At 64.7% G+C, this 18,032-nt stretch carries 15 protein-coding genes and 1 riboswitch; of the genes, 10 read left to right on the top strand and 5 right to left on the bottom strand.

What is annotated here, in order from left to right; translation table 11 throughout:
• Positions 1–160 precede the first annotated feature (160 nt).
• Complete coding sequence (gene purD / locus ACFMPD_RS13925) at positions 161–1,432, bottom strand: phosphoribosylamine--glycine ligase (RefSeq protein ID WP_380995503.1); 1,272 nt, start codon at positions 1,430–1,432, stop codon at positions 161–163.
• 76 nt (positions 1,433–1,508) lie between these two features.
• On the opposite strand from purD, the gene xseA reads away from it, so the two are divergent.
• The gene (gene xseA, locus ACFMPD_RS13920; protein WP_380995501.1) at positions 1,509–3,236 is read left to right on the top strand and encodes an exodeoxyribonuclease VII large subunit; all 1,728 of its coding nucleotides are present in this window, start codon (positions 1,509–1,511) and stop codon (positions 3,234–3,236) included.
• A gap of 32 nt (positions 3,237–3,268) precedes the next feature.
• On the opposite strand, the gene ACFMPD_RS13915 is transcribed toward xseA, so the two are convergent.
• Positions 3,269–3,664: a hypothetical protein gene (locus ACFMPD_RS13915; protein WP_380995498.1), complete on the bottom strand. Its 396-nt coding sequence runs from the start codon at positions 3,662–3,664 to the stop codon at positions 3,269–3,271.
• Between the two features lie 4 nt (positions 3,665–3,668).
• Positions 3,669–4,760, bottom strand: coding sequence for an alkane 1-monooxygenase (locus ACFMPD_RS13910; RefSeq protein ID WP_380995495.1), 1,092 nt, complete (start codon positions 4,758–4,760; stop codon positions 3,669–3,671).
• 224 nt (positions 4,761–4,984) lie between these two features.
• On the opposite strand from ACFMPD_RS13910, the gene ftsY reads away from it, so the two are divergent.
• Genes ftsY through ACFMPD_RS13895 form a run of 3 tightly spaced genes read left to right on the top strand, consistent with a single transcriptional unit; the run spans position 4,985 to position 7,896 of the window.
• Positions 4,985–6,328 carry a signal recognition particle-docking protein FtsY gene (gene ftsY, locus ACFMPD_RS13905; RefSeq protein ID WP_380995492.1) on the top strand — a complete coding sequence of 448 codons (1,344 nt, stop codon included), beginning with the start codon at positions 4,985–4,987 and terminating at the stop codon, positions 6,326–6,328.
• A 30-nt stretch (positions 6,329–6,358) separates the two neighbouring features.
• Positions 6,359–7,261: an EamA family transporter gene (locus ACFMPD_RS13900; protein WP_380995490.1), complete on the top strand. Its 903-nt coding sequence runs from the start codon at positions 6,359–6,361 to the stop codon at positions 7,259–7,261.
• Positions 7,262–7,269: 8 nt separating this feature from the next.
• On the top strand, positions 7,270–7,896 hold the full coding sequence (locus ACFMPD_RS13895) for an inner membrane-spanning protein YciB (RefSeq protein WP_380995488.1): 627 nt from the start codon (positions 7,270–7,272) through the stop codon (positions 7,894–7,896).
• 57 nt (positions 7,897–7,953) lie between these two features.
• Here the strand turns inward: ACFMPD_RS13895 and ACFMPD_RS13890 are convergent, their stop codons facing one another.
• A complete protein-coding gene (locus tag ACFMPD_RS13890; protein ID WP_380995486.1) occupies positions 7,954–8,889 on the bottom strand; it encodes an alpha/beta hydrolase in 936 nt (311 codons plus the stop codon).
• A 136-nt stretch (positions 8,890–9,025) separates the two neighbouring features.
• Positions 9,026–9,102: riboswitch (SAM riboswitch) on the top strand.
• Between the two features lie 59 nt (positions 9,103–9,161).
• On the opposite strand from ACFMPD_RS13890, the gene metZ reads away from it, so the two are divergent.
• From metZ to ACFMPD_RS13865, 5 genes are all read left to right on the top strand, one after another.
• A complete protein-coding gene (gene metZ, locus ACFMPD_RS13885) occupies positions 9,162–10,352 on the top strand; it encodes an O-succinylhomoserine sulfhydrylase (protein WP_380995484.1) in 1,191 nt (396 codons plus the stop codon).
• Between the two features lie 236 nt (positions 10,353–10,588).
• A complete protein-coding gene (gene folE2, locus ACFMPD_RS13880; RefSeq protein ID WP_380995481.1) occupies positions 10,589–11,689 on the top strand; it encodes a GTP cyclohydrolase FolE2 in 1,101 nt (366 codons plus the stop codon).
• A 302-nt stretch (positions 11,690–11,991) separates the two neighbouring features.
• The gene (locus ACFMPD_RS13875; RefSeq protein WP_380995478.1) at positions 11,992–12,255 is read left to right on the top strand and encodes an antifreeze protein; all 264 of its coding nucleotides are present in this window, start codon (positions 11,992–11,994) and stop codon (positions 12,253–12,255) included.
• Positions 12,256–12,282: 27 nt separating this feature from the next.
• The gene (locus tag ACFMPD_RS13870; protein ID WP_380995476.1) at positions 12,283–13,176 is read left to right on the top strand and encodes a hypothetical protein; all 894 of its coding nucleotides are present in this window, start codon (positions 12,283–12,285) and stop codon (positions 13,174–13,176) included.
• A 157-nt stretch (positions 13,177–13,333) separates the two neighbouring features.
• Positions 13,334–14,782: a TrkH family potassium uptake protein gene (locus ACFMPD_RS13865; RefSeq protein WP_380995473.1), complete on the top strand. Its 1,449-nt coding sequence runs from the start codon at positions 13,334–13,336 to the stop codon at positions 14,780–14,782.
• A gap of 368 nt (positions 14,783–15,150) precedes the next feature.
• On the opposite strand, the gene ACFMPD_RS13860 is transcribed toward ACFMPD_RS13865, so the two are convergent.
• A complete protein-coding gene (locus ACFMPD_RS13860; protein WP_380995471.1) occupies positions 15,151–16,875 on the bottom strand; it encodes a serine protease in 1,725 nt (574 codons plus the stop codon).
• Between the two features lie 215 nt (positions 16,876–17,090).
• Here ACFMPD_RS13860 and ACFMPD_RS13855 point away from each other — a divergent pair, with 215 nt between their 5' ends.
• Positions 17,091–18,020 (top strand): glycine--tRNA ligase subunit alpha, encoded by a 930-nt coding sequence (locus ACFMPD_RS13855; protein WP_380995468.1) that lies wholly within the window; start codon positions 17,091–17,093, stop codon positions 18,018–18,020.
• Positions 18,021–18,032 lie beyond the last annotated feature (12 nt).

The raw sequence follows: 18,032 nt of genomic DNA, 5'->3' as shown, positions 1-18,032 counted from the left end.
GGTCCTCCGGAACACAAAGGACGCGCCCGCCAGCGCCGCCTGGCCGACCAGGACAGACGCTAAGCCAGCGCGCAAATTTCAACCGATGCATGCAAAGAGGACATGATTATACACCGAATCGGCGAAAAATGCCATTCCCGAGGGGCCAAGCCCCGGGTTTCTAGGATCGTTCCAGTTCGCGCCACCCGATATCGCCGCGGCAAAACCCCTCCGGCCAGTCCAGCGCGTGGACCATCTCGTAGGCCCGGGCGCGGGCCTGGGCCAGGCTGTCGCCGCGCGCGGTCAGGTTCAGAACCCGGCCGCCAGTGGCAACGATCCGGCCGTCGCGCTCGTCCGTGCCAGCGTGAAAACACATCGCAAAACTGGTCTCGGGCAGATCGTCCAGCCCGCCGATGACGCTGCCCTTTTCATAGGAGCCAGGATAGCCCTGCGCCGCCATTACCACGGTCATCGCATGGTCATCGGCCCAGTTCACCCGCGCCTCGCTCAGGCGGCCTTCGGCGGCGGCGTGCATCAGGTCCATCGCCTGCGCCCCCAGGCGCATCATCAGCACCTGGCATTCGGGGTCGCCGAAGCGGACATTGTATTCCACCAGCCGCGGTTCGCCGTCGCGGATCATCAGCCCGACATACAGCACCCCCTGATAGGGCATGCCGCGCCGCGCCATTTCCGCCATGGTCGGACGCACGATCCGGTCCAGCGCCTTTTCCGCGATGTCGGCGCTGAGCACCGGCGCCGGCGAATAGGCGCCCATGCCGCCGGTGTTCGGGCCGGTATCGCCTTCGCCGACGCGCTTGTGGTCCTGCGCGGTGCCGATCGGCAGCACCGTCTCGCCGTCGCAGAGGACAAAGAATGAAGCCTCTTCGCCCTCCATGAATTCCTCGATCACCACTTCGGCACCGGCTCCGCCAAAGGCACCGCCGAACATGTCGTCGATGGCGGCCAGCGCCTCTGCTTCGGTCATCGCCACGATCACACCCTTGCCGGCGGCCAGCCCGTCGGCCTTGACGACGATCGGCGCGCCCTTGGCGCTGACATGGGCGCGGGCCGCGGCGGCATCGGTGAAATGTCCGTATTCCGCCGTCGGGGCCTTGGCAGCGTCGCAGATCTCCTTGGTAAAGCTTTTCGACGCCTCCAGCCGCGCCGCCGCCGCCGAGGGACCAAACACCAGCAGCCCGGCATCGCGCAATCGGTCGGCCACGCCGGCCGCCAGCGGCGCCTCGGGGCCGATGATCACGAAATCGATGGCGTTTTCCTCGGCAAAGGCGACGACCGCGCCGCCATCCTCGATATCCAGCGCCGCGCAGGTGGCGATCTGGGCGATTCCGGCATTGCCCGGCGCGACGATCAGCTTGTCGCATTTGGGGTTCTGCATCACCGCCCATGCGAGGCTGTGTTCGCGCCCGCCGCCGCCGAGAATGAGGATGTTCATGAAATGCGCTCCGATCTGCTTGGCCTTGCCTGGCCCGCGTTCTAAGCTGCGCGCGAAGACGAAACAAGGCACCCTCATGTCCGATCTGATCGACGACCCGCTGCCGGGACAGAACCTGCCGGAATACTCGGTGACCGAACTGTCGGGCGCGGTGAAACGCAGCCTCGAGGAAGAGTTCGGGCGCATCCGGGTGCGCGGCGAGGTCGGGCGCGTGTTCCGGGCCCGGTCGGGGCATCTGTATTTCGATGTCAAGGACGACCGCTCGGTGCTGGCCTGCACCACCTGGAAGGGCCAGATCGCCGGGCTGTCGGTGGTGCCCGAAGAGGGGCTGGAGGTTGTTGTCACAGGGCGCATGACCGCCTTTGGCGGCCAGTCCAAATACAACCTGAATGTCGATGACGTTGCCGTGGCCGGGCAGGGCGCGCTGATGGCGCTGCTGGAAAAGCGCAAGAAACTGCTGGCCGCCGAGGGTCTGTTCGAGGCGACGCGCAAACGCCCCTTGCCCTATTTGCCGGGCGTCATCGGGGTTGTCACTTCGCCCAGCGGCGCGGTGATCCGCGATATCCTGCACCGGTTGCGCGACCGGTTTCCGCGCAAGGTGCTGATCTGGCCGGTGGCCGTTCAGGGATCGAACTGCGCGCCCGAGGTCGCCCGCGCCATCGCGGGGTTCAACGCATTGACACCGGGCGGCGCCTTACCGCGCCCGGATCTGCTGATCGTGGCCCGGGGCGGCGGGTCGGTCGAGGATCTGTGGGGGTTCAACGAAGAGATCGTCGCCCGTGCCGCAGCGGCCTCGCGCATCCCGCTGATTTCCGCCGTCGGGCACGAGACCGACACCACGCTGATCGACTATGTGTCGGACCGGCGCGCGCCCACCCCGACCGCCGCTGCCGAACTAGCGGTGCCCGTGCGGCTGGAACTGATGGCGCAGGTCGAGGCGCAGGGCGCGCGCGTCAGCCGCGCGATCAGCCATGGCGTTGCCCGGCGGCGGCAGCGCCTGGCCGATCTGTCGCGCGCTTTGCCGCGCCCGCAGGGGCTGCTCGAGGGGCCGCGCCAGCGCTTGGACCTGGTGGCCGAGAGACTGCCGATGGTGCTGATGCGCGGGGTCCAGACGCGCCGGGTTCATCTGGCGGATCTGTCCGGCAGCCTGAAACCGGCCGTTTTGCGCCGCCGGATCCGGGGCGACCGGGACCGACTGGCGACAGCGGCGCGACGTCTGGCACCCGGGCTGGTCCGCAGCCTGCGACACCGGCGCGCGGAGCTGGATCGACGGGCCGGCAGCCTGAAACCAGTGGTATTGCGCCGCCGGATCCGGGGCGATCGGGACAGGCTGGCCATGCTGGCGCAGCGTCTGGCGCCCGGGTTCACCCGCAGCCTGCGGCCCTGGCGCGCCGAACTGGATCGACGGGCCGGCCTGTTGCAGCCGCAGCGGCTGCAGTCCCGCCTGGCCCTGAAACGAACCGAATTCGCCAGCCTGCACCGTCGTCTGTCCATGGCCGCGTCCGGAAGGATCGAGCATCTGCAGAAACAGCTTGCCGCCACCGACCGGCTGCTGACCTCGCTGGGGTATCAGGCCACGCTGGCGCGGGGCTTTGCGGTGGTCAGGTCGGGGGAAACGGTCGTAACCACGCGCGCGGTGGCAGCAAAGAGCGAAGCGCTGGAAATCGAGTTTGCCGATGGCCTGTTGGATGTGCGCCACGGTGCAGGGCAGGTTTCCGAGGCGCCGGCCGGGAAACCCGCCCGCAAAGCCGCGTCAAAAGGCGCAAGGAAACCGGACAAGCCCGAGCAGGGCAGCCTGTTCTGACACCATCGGACCGGCCGCGCCCCTGATGCCGGTCAGACGCCGGTATCCGGGCCGTAACACAACATCTCCTGGCCGATATCCTGGGCCTCGTACAGTTCGGTTGCATCCGGGTTGTCTTCGAACCGGGCGATCAGGCCACCGCCGGATTGCACAAACGTCCAGCACTGCGGGTCCAGCCGGTCTTCGTAGATGAAACAGATCTGGCCGGCCTCTTCATACCAGATGCCCTCCTTGCACTGGCCATCCAGAAACGACCAGATCACCCGCCGCCCGTCGAGATAGCGCTCGACCCCATAGGCTTCGCCGTCAAAGCCATAAAACAGCGTCTTGCCGCGCGTATAGGCGTCAAAGGCGTCGGCTGACATCGGGCTCTGGGCCGCAGCCGGAGCCGTCAGCAGCAGGAGGAGAATCGTGAAAGGGCGAGTCATGCTGTCACAATGGCAGATCGGTGGCGGCCGATCCATGTTTGCGCGGGCCAAGCGCTGCGTCTGCATTGATCCGCCTCTGCCAGCGCGCCGCCAGGGAATCCATCCGGCGCCGCCACAGCGGCGGGCACAGCGCCAGAGCCGCCATGACCGGCATCGCATGCGGCCAGACCGGCATGGTTCGCGCATCCAGACGCAGCGCCGGGAAACGCCGGGCCGGATTGTCGTGGTGATCGGAGTGGCGCGGCGCATTCAGCATCATCGCCGACGAATACCAGTGCGGCGCATTCCAGGAATGCTGTGGGCCTGCTGGCTGCAAGCGCCCGTCCGGGCGCCGCACCCGGCGCAACCCGTAATGCTGGATGTAGTCGGCCAGCAGCAATTGCATCTGCGCATAGCCCGCCAGAGCGATCAGCACCGCAACTCCGGCTGCGCCCGCCAGGGCATGGCTGACCGCAAGAGTTGCCAGCGCGCCGCCGCAATAGACCAGATAGGGGTGGGACAGGACCGACGGGCGCGGCATCTGCCGGGCCCGTGCCGCCGTTTCCGCCCGCCAGCCGGCGCAAAACGATCCGGTCCAGGCGCGCGGCCAGAACCGGTAGAAACCCTGGCCCAGCCGGGCCGAATTGGGATCACCGTCGCTGGCCACATGAACATGATGCACTTTTGGATGCGCCGAGGCGTGATGGCCGAACAGCAGCGAGACAAAGACCGCCTTGCCCAACCGCCGGGACCAGCGGTCCGGCGCGTGGATCAGCTCATGGGCGTTGGAATTGCCGACCTGACCCAGATACAGACCCAAGGCGAGGCCAAGTGCCAGTTTCTGACCGACGTCCAGCGGTCCCGCGCCTGCCAGGGACCAGACCCCCAGCGCCAGCAGCGGAAAATGCAACCCGCCCAGAACCAGCGTCAGCCGGTGGCCAAAGGCCTGGCAGGCCGGGGTGTCGTACTCGGGCAGAACGTATGGCCACCAGCGGTCCAATGCCCAGACGACCAGCGTCACATGAACCAGTGCCAGCGCCGGCCAGATGCCCCCCGACAGGCAGGCGGCAACCAGAAGGGCGACGGGGCTGAGGCTGGCCATTGCGAACCGGAACATGGTCTTTATCAATACCTTTTCGGGGCCGTTCGCCGGTCGTTGCGGGGCGCGCTGCCGGCCACGCAACATCGCGCCGCGCCCGCCGCCTGTCAAACGCCCAACGACGCTGGCAGCGCCGATGGTATTCCGGTCATCCGTCGAACCGAGGCTGCCGCCATGGCCAGACCCTTTCAAACCCGCGCAAACCGCATTAGGTGAGGGCAACGATCCGTTCGGAGACCAGCATGGCGTTTTTCAAGAAGCTCAAGAACAAGCTGTTCAAATCCTCGTCCAAGATTGAAGAGGGGCTGGACGCGATTGTCGAGGATGGCGGCGAAGAGGATGTGCTGGCCGCCGACCCGGACCCGGTCGTCCCGGACCCGGAGCCGGCGCCGCAGGAAACCCCTCCGCACGAGACACCGCCACAGCCGGACACGGACCCGCCTTTGCCGCCCGCCGAGGTGCCCGCGCCGCAGCCTGAACCCCGGCCCGAACCGGCGCCTGTGCCGGTGCCGCAACCCGACCCGGTGCCGCAACCCGACCCGGTCCCGCAACCCGACCCTGTGCCCGAGCCGGTTCCGGCCGACCCGATTCCCACCGATCCGATCCCCGTGCCGATGCCGCCGGAACAGCCGGCGCCGACCCCGGTGGAACTGCCCCAGACCGAAATCCAGACCGAAATCCAGAACGAACCACAGACTCCGGGGTTTTTGGGCCGGCTGATGGGGCGTGGCAAGGCCCGCGCGGTGATCCGCCGCACGCTGGACGACGATATGCTCGAACAGCTCGAAGAGTTGTTGATCAGTGCCGACATGGGCGTGGACACCGCCCTGCGGGTCAGCGCCAACATGGCCGAGGGCCGGTTCGGCAAGAAACTGTCGACCGACGAGATCAAGTCGCTGCTGTCCGGCGAGATCGCCCGCATCATGGAACCGGTTGCCAAGCCAATGCCGATCTATCCGAAACGCCCGCAGGTGGTGCTGGTGGTCGGGGTCAACGGCTCGGGCAAGACCACCACCATCGGCAAGCTGGCCAGCCAGTTCAAGGCCGCCGGAAAATCGGTGGTAATCGCCGCCGGAGACACGTTCCGCGCCGCCGCCGTGGAGCAGCTGCAGGTCTGGGGCGACCGGGCCGGGGTGCCTGTCCTGACCGCGCCCGAAGGCACCGACCCCGCCAGCCTGGCCTTTGACGCAATGACCAAGGCGCAGCAGGATGGCGCCGATCTGTTGATGATCGACACCGCCGGTCGGCTGCAGAACCGCGCCGACCTGATGGAGGAACTGGCCAAGATCGTCCGGGTCATCCGCAAAAAGGATGAGACGGCGCCGCACAACACGCTGCTGGTGCTGGACGCCACCACCGGGCAGAACGCGCTGAACCAGGTCGAGACCTTTCGCAAGATATCGGATGTGTCCGGGCTGGTCATGACCAAGCTGGACGGCACCGCCAAGGGCGGTGTCCTGGTGGCGCTGGCGGACCGGTTCGGTCTGCCGATTCACGCCATCGGTGTCGGCGAGCAGATCGACGATCTGGCACCGTTCGATCCCGAGGAATTCGCTGCTGCCCTGACCGGGCTGGACGCGACCTGACCGCTGCAGGGACAGGCGTATGGGGAGAGTGTGAGCACCTGGCTGACCTCGCTGCAGGGCACCGAGGCCGGGCATGATCTGGCCCTTTGGCTGGCCCTGATGGCAGCGTTTCTGCATGCGGTCTTCGGGGCGCTGCAAAAGGGGCGGCACGACCCCTGGCTGTCTCGCGGCGCAATCGACGCGTCCTATGGGCTGATGGCGGCGCCGTTCGCGCTGTTTGTCGTGCCCTGGCCAGAGCCGCATATGTGGCCGATTTTCGCCACGGTCTTTTTCATTCACATCGTCTACAAGGTGCTGCAGGCGCAGGCCTATTCCAAGGGGTCCTATACCGTGGTCTATCCGGTGGTGCGTGGCACCGGGCCATTGTTCACGGTGATCGGCGCCTATCTGTTGTTCGGCGAGGTATTTACGGCGGTTCAGTGGCTGGGCGTGGCGGTGCTGCTGGCGGGAATTTTCGGTTTGGCGGCCTATAATCTGAGATATTTGCAGGCGCAGCGCAGCACGTTGAAGATTGCGCTGATTCTGGCGGTCGCGACCGGGCTGACCGTGGCGCTCTATACAACCTATGACGCCTATGGCATCCGGGCCACCGCCGACCCGTTCACCTTTCTGGCCTGGTTTTTCATGCTGGACGGGCTGGTCATGCCGGTCGTGGCGATGCTGCGCTGGCGCGCCATGACCGTTCGGCCGGAACCTCTGCCGCTGATGCTGCGCGGGGTGATCGGCGGGTTCGTGGCCTTTTTCAGTTTCGGTGCGGTGATGCTGGCAACCCGGCTGGACAAGGTCGGCGAAGCGGCGGTACTGCGGGAAACCTCGACCGTCTTTGCCGCGCTGATCGGCTGGCTGGTGCTGAAAGAGACCGTTGGACCGCGGCGAATAGGCTTAATGGCCTTGATCGCAGCAGGAGCGGTGATAGTTGAGATGGGCGGATAGGAGACCACATGGCCGAGCCGAAAGAGATCAACATGGTGCTGAAACAGGTGCTGGAACTGGGGCCCACCGTGGCCTTTTTCCTGCTCTACCTGCGCATTCAGGACGAGACCTATACATTTGCCGGCACTGCCTATTCCGGGTTCATCGTCGCCGCGGTGGTGTTCGTGCCAATTCTGCTGGTGTCGATGGCGATCCTGTGGCGTCTGACCGGGCATCTCAGCCGGATGCAGGTGTTTACCGCGTTCATGGTGGTTTTCTTTGGCGGTCTCACCGCCTGGTTCAACGATGAAAAGTTCTTCAAGATGAAAACCACCATCGTCTATGGCTGCTTTTCCGCCCTGTTGGGGATCGGGCTTTTGCAAGGCAAATCCTATCTGGCCTATGTCATGGGCGAACTGATTCCGATGCGCGACGAAGGTTGGATGATCCTGACCCGCCGGCTGTTCCTGTTCTTCATTCTGCTGGCGATCGGCAACGAGCTTGTGTGGCGCAACATGTCCGATGCGGCCTGGGTCAAGATCGAGACCTTTGCCTTTCCGGCTGCGCTGTTCGGTTTCCTGTGGTGGCAGATCCTGGCGCTGCAAAAGCACATGATCGACCCCGAGGACGCCGCCGACACCGACGCCAAGGCTTAGCGGAACGGTTTCGATCTGCGGGTTTGTCCCGTTGGGTACTTTTGCGCGCTGGGCCAGTTACAGGGGGTCCTGCACCAGTCGGAGGCGCCGGGTCGTGGCCCGGCGCGGCAGCAGGCGCGACCAGCGGCGCGCTGGCTGGCGCGGCAGGCCTGCGCGCAGGCGGTTCAGCGTCAGCGTCTCGGGCTGGCGCAGGAGGTCGCGATAGAACTGCAGGATACCGGGGCGCAGATAGGCGGACCAATGGCAGATGCGGCGCGCCGGGGGGGCGACCCTGGCGCCCAGGCGGCGCAGGTGATCCAGTGTCGTCAGGCAATCCAGCTGCAGCGTCACCGCGTTGGGCATGTCCAGTCCCTGGCCCAACGCCCGGTCGGCGCGGGCCGGCGGGGCGATCAGGCGTTCGTAGAGACAGTCAAACAGGTCGTTCTCGCGGCTGGTGACATTGACAAAGGTGGCGTCGCACCCTGCCGGCGTGCCCAGAGCTGCCGCCACGCGCGAGCGATAGCTGGCGCCGGTCAGCGAGAGAATCCGGTCCACCGAACCCGCCGGCAGGTGGTGCAGCGCTTCGGCGGCCACTTCGATTCCCATGGAATGCGCCACGATATGTACATTGCGGCGCGGTGCGTGTCGCCGCAGCTGTGTCACCACCGAGGCCAGCGCCCGCCCGGCGGCGATGGCGCGTCCCCGCGCACGCCAGATCGAACCGCGCGCAGACCAGCCAAAGGCGATGGCCAGACCTTCGGCCGGATCGGTGCCATCGAAACCCAGCCCGCGCGGCCAACTGGGAGCCGCCCAGGGCAGGGGCTGCGGATCGAGCGCCAGAATGTGGCGATGTGGGCAATGCACCGGATGGCCGGGCTGATACGAGTATCCGTGGATCATGATGACCGCCGGTCCCGGGGCGGATGCGTATTGCCGCAGGCAGGCGGCAAGGTCCTGTTCTGATCCGTGCAGGCAGCAGTTTTCGCCTGTCGCATTCACTCTGATGATCGCCATCGGCCTGGCCTCACACAAGATGATGTGGTGTCCTGGTGCATCGAGCCTATGAAACCTGCGTGAACGGTCGGTGACGGGTGCGTGACGGTGCGTTAACCTGTGCTTGACGAAACCGGTCTGACCGGGGTATTGCCCGGGCAGACGACGTGGCGATTTGTTACCGGATTGCGGGCCACGCTAAACACACCGCTAAAAGGTCAGGATGAAAGCCCCCTTTCGCTTGACCGCGTCTGGGGTTTTTTCTTGTGCCCGACAAGGGGCCGGAGGTTGACATGAGCAAAACTTGGAACAAACGTACCACCGCCGTGCATGGCGGCACGCGCCGCAGCCACTATGGCGAGGTCAGCGAAGCCATCTTTCTGACCCAGGGGTTCGTCTATGACACGGCCGAGGCGGCCGAGGCGCGGTTCATCGAGGCCGGCGCGGACGAGTTCATCTATGCCCGCTATGGCAACCCGACGGTGCGGATGTTCGAGGACCGCATCGCCGCGCTGGAGGGCGCCGAAGACGCCTTTGCCACCGCATCGGGCATGGCGGCCGTGTCTGGCGCGCTGATGGCGATGCTGAAAGCCGGCGATCATGTCGTCGCGGCCCGTGCGTTGTTCGGTTCGTGCCTCTACGTGCTCGAGGATGTACTGTGCCGGTATGGGGTCGAGGTCACCTTTGTCGACGGCACCGATCTGGCGCAGTGGCGCGACGCCCTGCGCCCGGACACCCGTGCGGTGTTCTTTGAATCCGTGTCCAACCCGACGCTGGAAGTGGTCGACATCCGTGGCGTCAGCGACCTGGCGCATGCGGTCGGGGCTCAGGTCGTGGTGGACAATGTCTTTGCCACCCCGGTCTACTCGGATGCCATTGGCCAGGGCGCCGATGTGGTGATCTATTCCGCCACCAAACATATCGACGGTCAGGGCCGTACCCTGGGCGGGGTGATCCTGGGGCGCCGCGACTTCATCCGCCAGACCGTCGAACCCTATATGAAGCATACCGGTGGCTCGATGAGCCCGTTCACCGCCTGGGTGATGCTGAAGGGGCTGGAAACCATGGCGCTGCGGGTCAATGCTCAGACCGCCAGTGCGCTGGCCCTGGCCGAGGCGCTACAGGGGCATGACGGGCTGGTGCGGGTGCTGTATCCCGGCCATCCCAGCCATGCCGACCATGCGCTTTGCATGGCGCAGATGGGCAAGGGCGGCACCGTGGTCTCGCTGGATCTGAAGGGCGGGCAGGCGGCGGCGTTCCGCTTCCTGAACGCGCTGCAGATCGCCAAGATTTCGAACAATCTGGGCGATGCCAAATCGATCATCACACACCCGGCCACCACCACCCATCAACGCTTGCCTGACGATCAGAAGGCACAGCTGGGGATCACGCCGGGGCTGGTGCGGCTGTCTGTCGGGATCGAGGATACCGCGGACCTGATCGCCGACGTGAAACAGGCGCTGGAGGTGGCCGCCGGACGCTGACAGCGCCGTCATCGCGGAACCGCCCGCGAGCGGGGCGGGGCACCCCCATGCAAAATCTGCCCGAAAAGGCGGCGAATGCCGGCCGGGCATGCTCAAATTTGTGCGAACAATATTAGAACCGGCATGTCGCTTTTCACGTAACTATGAACGGGAATGGCAATACAGGCCGGACAACCTATGTTAAGGACGGCATTTGGACCGGGCTGGGAACCGCCTAGTCGAAAGGGGAGCGTAACATGAACATTCAGCTACCGGACCTGGGCCGGTCCGCGGATCGCAGTGAAGCCGAGGTCGCCCTTCAGGTTCTGCGATCATGGGCCGAGACGGCCTCCGAGGCCGAGATCACGGCGCTGGACCCGGCGCTGGCGCGTCTGCTGTCGGACACGCACAACCCCTATCCGGCCCTGTCGCGGACCTACCCGCAGGATTTTCAGGCCGATGCCGCCTACAAGGCCGGTCTGCCGGATCTTCAGAACGGCCCGGCCAGCCTGATTCGGGGCGCGAAACAGCAGATCCAGCATGTCGGAATTTCGAATTTCCGCCTGCCGATTCAGTTCCACACCCGCGACAGTGGCGATCTGACCCTGGAGACCTCGGTGACCGGCACCGTCAGCCTGGAGGCCGACAAGAAGGGTATCAACATGTCGCGCATCATGCGCAGCTTTTACCGCCACGCCGAGCGTACGTTCAGCTTTGAAGTGATCGAAGCGGCGCTGGACGATTACAAGAGCGATCTCGACAGCTTTGATGCGCGCATTCAGATGCGGTTTTCCTTTCCGATGCGCGTGGACAGTCTGCGCTCGGGCCTGTCGGGGTATCAGTATTACGAGATCGCGCTGGAACTGGTGGAAACCGACGGCGTCCGGCAAAAGATCATGCATCTGGACTATGTCTATTCATCGACCTGCCCCTGTTCGCTGGAGTTGTCCGAACATGCGCGCGCGACCCGGGGCCAGTTGGCCACCCCGCATTCGCAACGTTCAGTTGCGCGGATTTCCGTGGAACTGGATTGCCAGGCGGGTTGTTTGTGGTTCGAGGATCTGATCGACGCCTGCCGCCGGGCGGTTCCGACGGAAACGCAGGTGATGGTTAAGCGCGAGGATGAACAGGCCTTTGCCGAGCTCAATGCCGCCAATCCGATCTTTGTCGAAGATGCCGCCCGGCTGTTCTGCGAGCAATTGCTGGCCGATCACCGCATCGGCGATTTCCGTGTCATCGCCAGCCATCAGGAAAGCCTGCACAGTCACGATGCGGTCAGCATTCTGATCGAGGGCGAGACCTTTGCCGGTCCCAGCCTCGATCCAAGGCTTTTCGGCTCGCTGGTCCATGGCGGGTGATACGATCACGACATAACTTCTGGTTGAGCAGCCTCGCCTTGTCCGGAGCGTCACAAATCTGCAACTGTTTGTCCGCGCCGGCGGCGGAATCCCGCGAAAATGCTGCACCGCAGCAAAAGTTGCTGCACATGTTCGGCTTCCGTGTTAGCAAGGCACAAAGCGAGCGTTTGCCGGTACGGATCCTCCGATGCGGTGCGTCGCTCCGGAGAATTGGAATGATGCAAGACACCATTGACCGCGTCAGCGATTTCGTTAATACATGTGTAACGATTGCACAACTGGCGGTAGATTCCCACTCGGTGATGACAATGCGTATTCTCGGGCTGACCGGTGCCTGGTCGGTGCCCGAAAGCGAAAGCGGCGATATGATCCAGGAAAAGGCGCCCGCTTTCACCGAGGCACTGGTCGCCGGTACCCTGACCGCCCTGTCGGGCCGGGGGCCGGACAGGGTCATGAAGGCAATTGTCGAACCGATCTCGGAAAAGGCCAGCGCCAACCGCGTTCGCCTGACCGACTATGGCCCGCGCTTTTTCGGAAATCCGAACAGCACGATGAGCAGCTATTGACACGTTTCTAAGACGGAGCAAGCCGAAATGACCCCGATCCCCAACCCGCTTGATATCCAGGTCGCTTATATGCGCATGGCCGGGTTTGCGTTCACCACCAACCTGAAGATCATGCAGATCGTGACCAATTCGGCGCTGCAGGCGCCGAACCTGCCGGTCCGGGCCCTGCAATCGGCTGTGGCGCGGCATTCGGTGGCCGCTCGCACGGCTGCCAAGCCGGTGGCGAAACCGGTGACCAAGATTGCCAAACCCGTGACCAAACCGGTGGCCAAGGCAAAAGCCGAAACTGCCGGCATTGCGGTTGCCAAACCTGCCGCAAAAGCCGCGCCCAAGGCTGCGGAAAAAACGGTGCTCAAGGCCGTGGCGAAACCAGCCGCAAAGCCTGCAGCGAAGCCGGCCCCCAAGGCGGCAGCGAAGCCGGCCCCCAAGGCGGCAGCGAAGCCGGCTCCTAAGGCGGCAGCGAAGCCGGCCCCCAAGGCGGCAGCGAAGCCGACTGCCCCCAAGGTGGCAGAGAAGCCGACTGCTCGCAAAGCGGTGACGCAACCGGCCCCAAAAGCAGCGGCAAAACCGACCCCCGAGGCAGCGACCAAGACTGCCGTCCAGCCGTCCGCCAATACCACCGTCAAACCGGCGGCAAAGCAGACCTCGCAGGCCGCTGAAAAGCCGATGCCTTCGGCCACCGCGCCCGCCACGGCCGTCAAAACCACCACGCCGAAACCGGTGGTGGACGTCGCGGCCAAGCCTGCCAAAACCGCTGCCGCACCGGCCAAGCCCGCTGCAACGGCCGCGGTCAAGTCGCCTGCGCCCGAGGCTGTCAAACCCCGCGCGACGCGGGGCAAGCGTACACCGTCCATGCCGCCGGCACTGCCCGAATCCCTGAGCGTTGCGGGCAAGCCCACCGAAAAACTCGGCTCCAAGTAAGTCGTCGATGCGATGGAAAACGGCGCGCCCTGCAGGCTTTGCAGGGCGCCTTTTCGTCATGTCGGCTGCTTTGCCGTGTCGGTTGCCTGACCGGCGGGTAACGGCGGTGCCGTGGGGTGCTTGACACTGTGACGCCGGCACGCCAACGCTGCTGCCCATGATTGATCTGCGTCCCGTTGGATATGTGATCGGCCTTTTGGTCGCCATTCTCGGCCTTACCATGGTGCTGCCGATGCTGGCGGACATCGCCGAGGGGCGCGAACACTGGCCGGTCTTTTTCGAAAGCAGTGTACTCACCACGTTGGCTGGTGGCCTGATCGCGCTGAGCTGTGCCAACGGCGTCAAGGACCGCCTGTCGATTCAACAGACCTTCTTGCTGACCACCGGAGTCTGGTTGGCGTTGCCGGTTTTCGGCGCGTTGCCGTTCATGTTGGGCGATACCGGGTTGAATTTCACCGATGCATTCTTTGAGGCGATGTCTGGGCTGACCACGACCGGTTCTACCGTTCTGAGCGGGTTGCAGGATCTGCCCCGTGGATTACAATTGTGGCGCGGTCTGCTGCAGTGGCTGGGCGGCGTCGGCATCATCGTTGTCGCCATGGTGTTCCTGCCCGAACTGCGCGTCGGCGGCATGCAGATTTTCCGGTCCGAAGGCTTTGATACTTTCGGAAAGATCCTGCCCCGTGCCACCGAAATCGCCAGCCGGATATCGGTGGTCTACGTGGCGTTGACCATGGCCTGCGCCCTAGCCTATGTCGCCACAGGGATGAACGCTTTTGATGGCACGGTGCATGCCATGACGACAGTGGCCACCGGCGGTTTTGCCAATTACGACAGTTCGTTCGGCGGATTCGGGGCGGGCACGGAATATGTCGCCGTGGTCTTCATGATGCTGGCGGCGCTGCCCTTTGTGCGGTTTGTTCAGATGATGGCCGGGCAAACCGATGCCTTGCTGCGGGATTCGCAGATTCGCGCCTTTTTCGGCACGGCACTGGTTCTGGTTCTTGTGTTGACCGGCTGGCAGATGCTGCATGCCGGTGTCAGCACCGAAGAGAGTTTTCGCAAGACCCTGTTCAACACCGTGTCGCTGCTGACCGGCACTGGCTATGCCAGCGCTGATTACATGCACTGGGGGCCGTTTCCGATCACTCTGCTGTTCCTCACCGGGTTGATCGGGGGGTGCGCCGGCTCGACCGCCTGTTCGATCAAGATCTTCCGCTATCAGTTGCTTTTTGCGTCGATCCGGGTCCAGCTACAGCGCATCCGCTCGCCGCATGGCGTGTTCACACCGCGATACGAAGGCCGGGTAGTCGGCGCTGATGTGCTCAACTCGGTGATGTCGTTCTTTGTTTTCTTTATCGTCACCTTGGGCATTTTCAGTTGGGGGCTGGGCCTGACCGGGCTGGATTTCACCACCTCGGTATCGGGGGCGGCGGCGGCCCTGGCCAACATCGGTCCTGGTCTCGGGTCACAGATCGGGCCGGCGGGCAATTTCGCCGGTCTCAACGATGCCGCGAAATGGATGCTGTCCATTGCGATGCTGATCGGGCGGCTCGAACTGCTGGCCGTTTATGCGATTCTGACCGTGCAGTTCTGGCGCGCTTGAGTCCACATGGGTATTCGCCGGCCTGGCCCGTACGCGGGTCAATTTCCGCGTCCAGGCCGGTGGTAAGGGGTTCCGAAGAGAAAAGACAACTCGGATCATTTCCGCATTTTGGCCGACAACCTGGCATCACGCTGCCGGTCGACCGGGGTCCAAATTGGGCGGAGCGTCCCTTGTTTTAGGCGCCTTGCGGATCGACGCCGGGATTTTTGCTATTCGGTGGATTTCATCACCGATGTTCAGCGAGCATGGCGGTGAACCCGGTGCCGGTTTGTCCTTCGGCAGGGCGACGCGCCCCGCCGACGCATTTCAGCATCCGTTGGACGCCTGTTCAGGGCGACGCCACAGTGCCAACCCCCTCGCGGGCCGACTCAGTCCCAGCAGCTGACCAGAACCGTCATGCCCGCGGCCAGGCGGTCCAGATCGCCTGGCGCGATTTCGGTGGACCCGGCGCTGTCCTCGACATGCAGACCGGCCCGGTCCAGCATCGCGCGGATCGCCTGGGCGTCGGCGGCCAGACTGACATCCGCGGGCAGTTGTTTGCCGCTGCCTTCGGCCTGCGGTGGCAGCAGCATGCCCAACACGCCGCCACCCGCGTCAATCACCGGTCCGCCGGCGTCGCCGGGCAGGGCATTCAGCGCCAGCCGGCTCAGCTCGGCCTCGCCGCGCAACCCCTTGATATCGGCCAGCGTGCCATAGGTCAGGGTCGGGGCGCCCAATATGCCCTCATAGCTGAAGCCGGCCACGGCCACGTCGGACTGCAACCGCCCTTTGGCAGGGCTGAAGCGCGCCACCGACATCGGGGCCAGCGTTTGGCTCGGGCGCAATACCGCGACGCCCAAACGATCATCCGCCGCCAGAACTTCGGCGACATATTCCTGATCCAGCGTGATCCGGCCGCAGCCGCGAACGGCGTCCGCCGTGGTCACCACCGAGCCCTGGCCGTCGACGTAAAAACCGGAACGCGACACCCGTGGCTTGCGCAATTGCAGACCCGCGACCAGATCGACATCCTGTACCCCATCGCCGCCCGCAGCCGGATCCAGCACCCCCTCGGTGCGGGTATAGCTGGTTCGCATCGCGTCCAGCACCCGCAGACGGCGGGCTTCGTCCCCCTCGGGCCAGACCAGCGTGAACCCCTTGATTTCGCCATTGGCCAGCCCCGCTTCGGTGTATGAGACGATGCCATTGCCGCGCCCCTCGAGCGTAAAGCGGTCCTTGTACCGTTTCCGGGCACCGTCAAGCGGCACGATTTCCAGTGTCTGCATGATGTCATACAGACCGAACAGCGTGGCCTGCGTGCCCGGCTGGCTGATCAGCAATACCCGGGCGCCCAGCGAGCCACTGGAGTCGTAATGCGCAAAGGGCGATTCATAGCGGCTGAACGCCACCTCGCCGGCGGGCAGATCGATTTCGATACCGGCGCGGCTGTCAATGACATGGCGCATGCCGACGCTGGTCAGGGGGGCATTATACTGGTCGATCAACTGTTTGCGCTGCGCCGTGGTCAGAACCCCGGTGCCCTCCAGGCCATTCGTGACCTGCCAGTCTGTCATGGATCGGCGGGTGCCCGGTCCAAAGGCGCCGTCGATGGCCGCATTGTAAAACCCAGCGGCCCGCAGCGCGATCTGCAGCGCCTTGCGGTCGCTTGCCGACAACTGGCGTTCGCTGCGCCGGGCCTCGGCCACGGTTTCATCAGGCGTCCCCGGCCGCACGGTGGGTTGGGGCGGTTCGGTTGGCTGCGACGGTGCCGCCGCTGCCGCGCCCTGGGGCCAGAACTGCGCACCAAGATTGTCGCCCAGTGCGACAAAAGAGTCTCGCGGGATCAATCGGTCGGCTCGATAGACCTGCAGCACCCGCTCCGCGTCTTCGCGCAGATAGGGACCCAGCAGGATGCCGTACCAGTTGCCGCCCAGGGCATACCCGTTCACATCGGCCAGCCGCCCGGCATAGTCCCGCGCGCGGCGCTGCGCCTCGCTAAGTCCGGGATGCGCCTCGATCTGCACCCAGACGGTCTGGCCGTCGGACTGTTGCGCGTGCGCGGCACCGGTCAGCGCCAGAACCGCGAATGCCAGGGTTGCGAAAAAGCGTCTCATCATGAATCCATTGCCTCAGCCTGTCTTGGGGTTGGCGCAGATAATCAGGAAAAGGTTACGAAAGCCATGATTTTCGCCGGGTTTTTCGCCCGCAGGCGATCCGGTTTGGGCCGTTGACCCCGACCGGTGACGGGCATAGGTAAAACCGGCCCATGTCCGGTCTCTGGCCCGGGCCGGGGCGCCGCCTTGCACCGGACAGACACGGGAGCCGCCGCATGACCGACCAGACCTCGACGCCGCGTTCGTTTCAGGAGATCATCCTGCGGCTTCAGACCTATTGGGCGTCCCGGGGATGCGCCATTCTGCAACCCTATGACATGGAGGTCGGGGCCGGCACCTTTCATCCGGCAACGACCCTGCGCAGCTTGGGCAGCACCCCCTGGGCCGCCGCCTATGTCCAGCCCAGCCGCCGGCCCACGGACGGCCGCTATGGCGAAAACCCGAACCGGCTGCAGCATTATTACCAGTATCAGGTGCTGATCAAACCCAGCCCGCCCGATCTGCAAGAGCTGTATCTGGGCAGTCTCGCCGCCATCGGCATCGACATGGACCTGCACGACATCCGCTTTGTCGAGGATGACTGGGAAAGCCCGACGCTGGGGGCCTGGGGATTGGGCTGGGAGGTCTGGTGCGACGGCATGGAGGTCAGCCAGTTCACCTATTTCCAGCAGGTCGGCGGGCATGACTGTGCGCCGGTCTCGGGCGAACTGACCTATGGGCTGGAGCGGTTGGCGATGTATGTGCTGGGCGTGGAACATGTGATGGACATGCCGTTCAACGACCCCGGCGCGCCGATCCCGCTGACCTATGGCGACGTGTTCAGGCAGACCGAAGAGGAATACGCCCGCTGGAATTTCGATGTCGCGGATACCGAGATGCTGCTGCGTCATTTTCAGGAGGCCGAGGCGGAATGCGCCGCCATTCTGGCGCATCCGGCAGATGACCCTAAAACCGGCAAGCGCATCGTCATGGCGCATCCGGCCTATGATCAATGCATCAAGGCCAGCCACATCTTTAACCTGCTTGATGCGCGCGGTGTCATTTCGGTGACCGAACGTCAGGCCTATATCGGCCGGGTCCGGGCGCTGGCCAAACAATGCGCCGATGCCTTTGTGACCACAGCGGCCGGGGGGCAGGCCGCATGAAACCCGGTGACG

Source organism: Sedimentitalea sediminis, assembly GCF_042687825.1.
Taxonomy (GTDB): Bacteria; Pseudomonadota; Alphaproteobacteria; order Rhodobacterales; family Rhodobacteraceae; genus Sedimentitalea.
The sequence above is the reverse complement of the archived record's forward strand: the minus strand, read 5'-3'. Positions and strand labels throughout refer to the sequence as shown.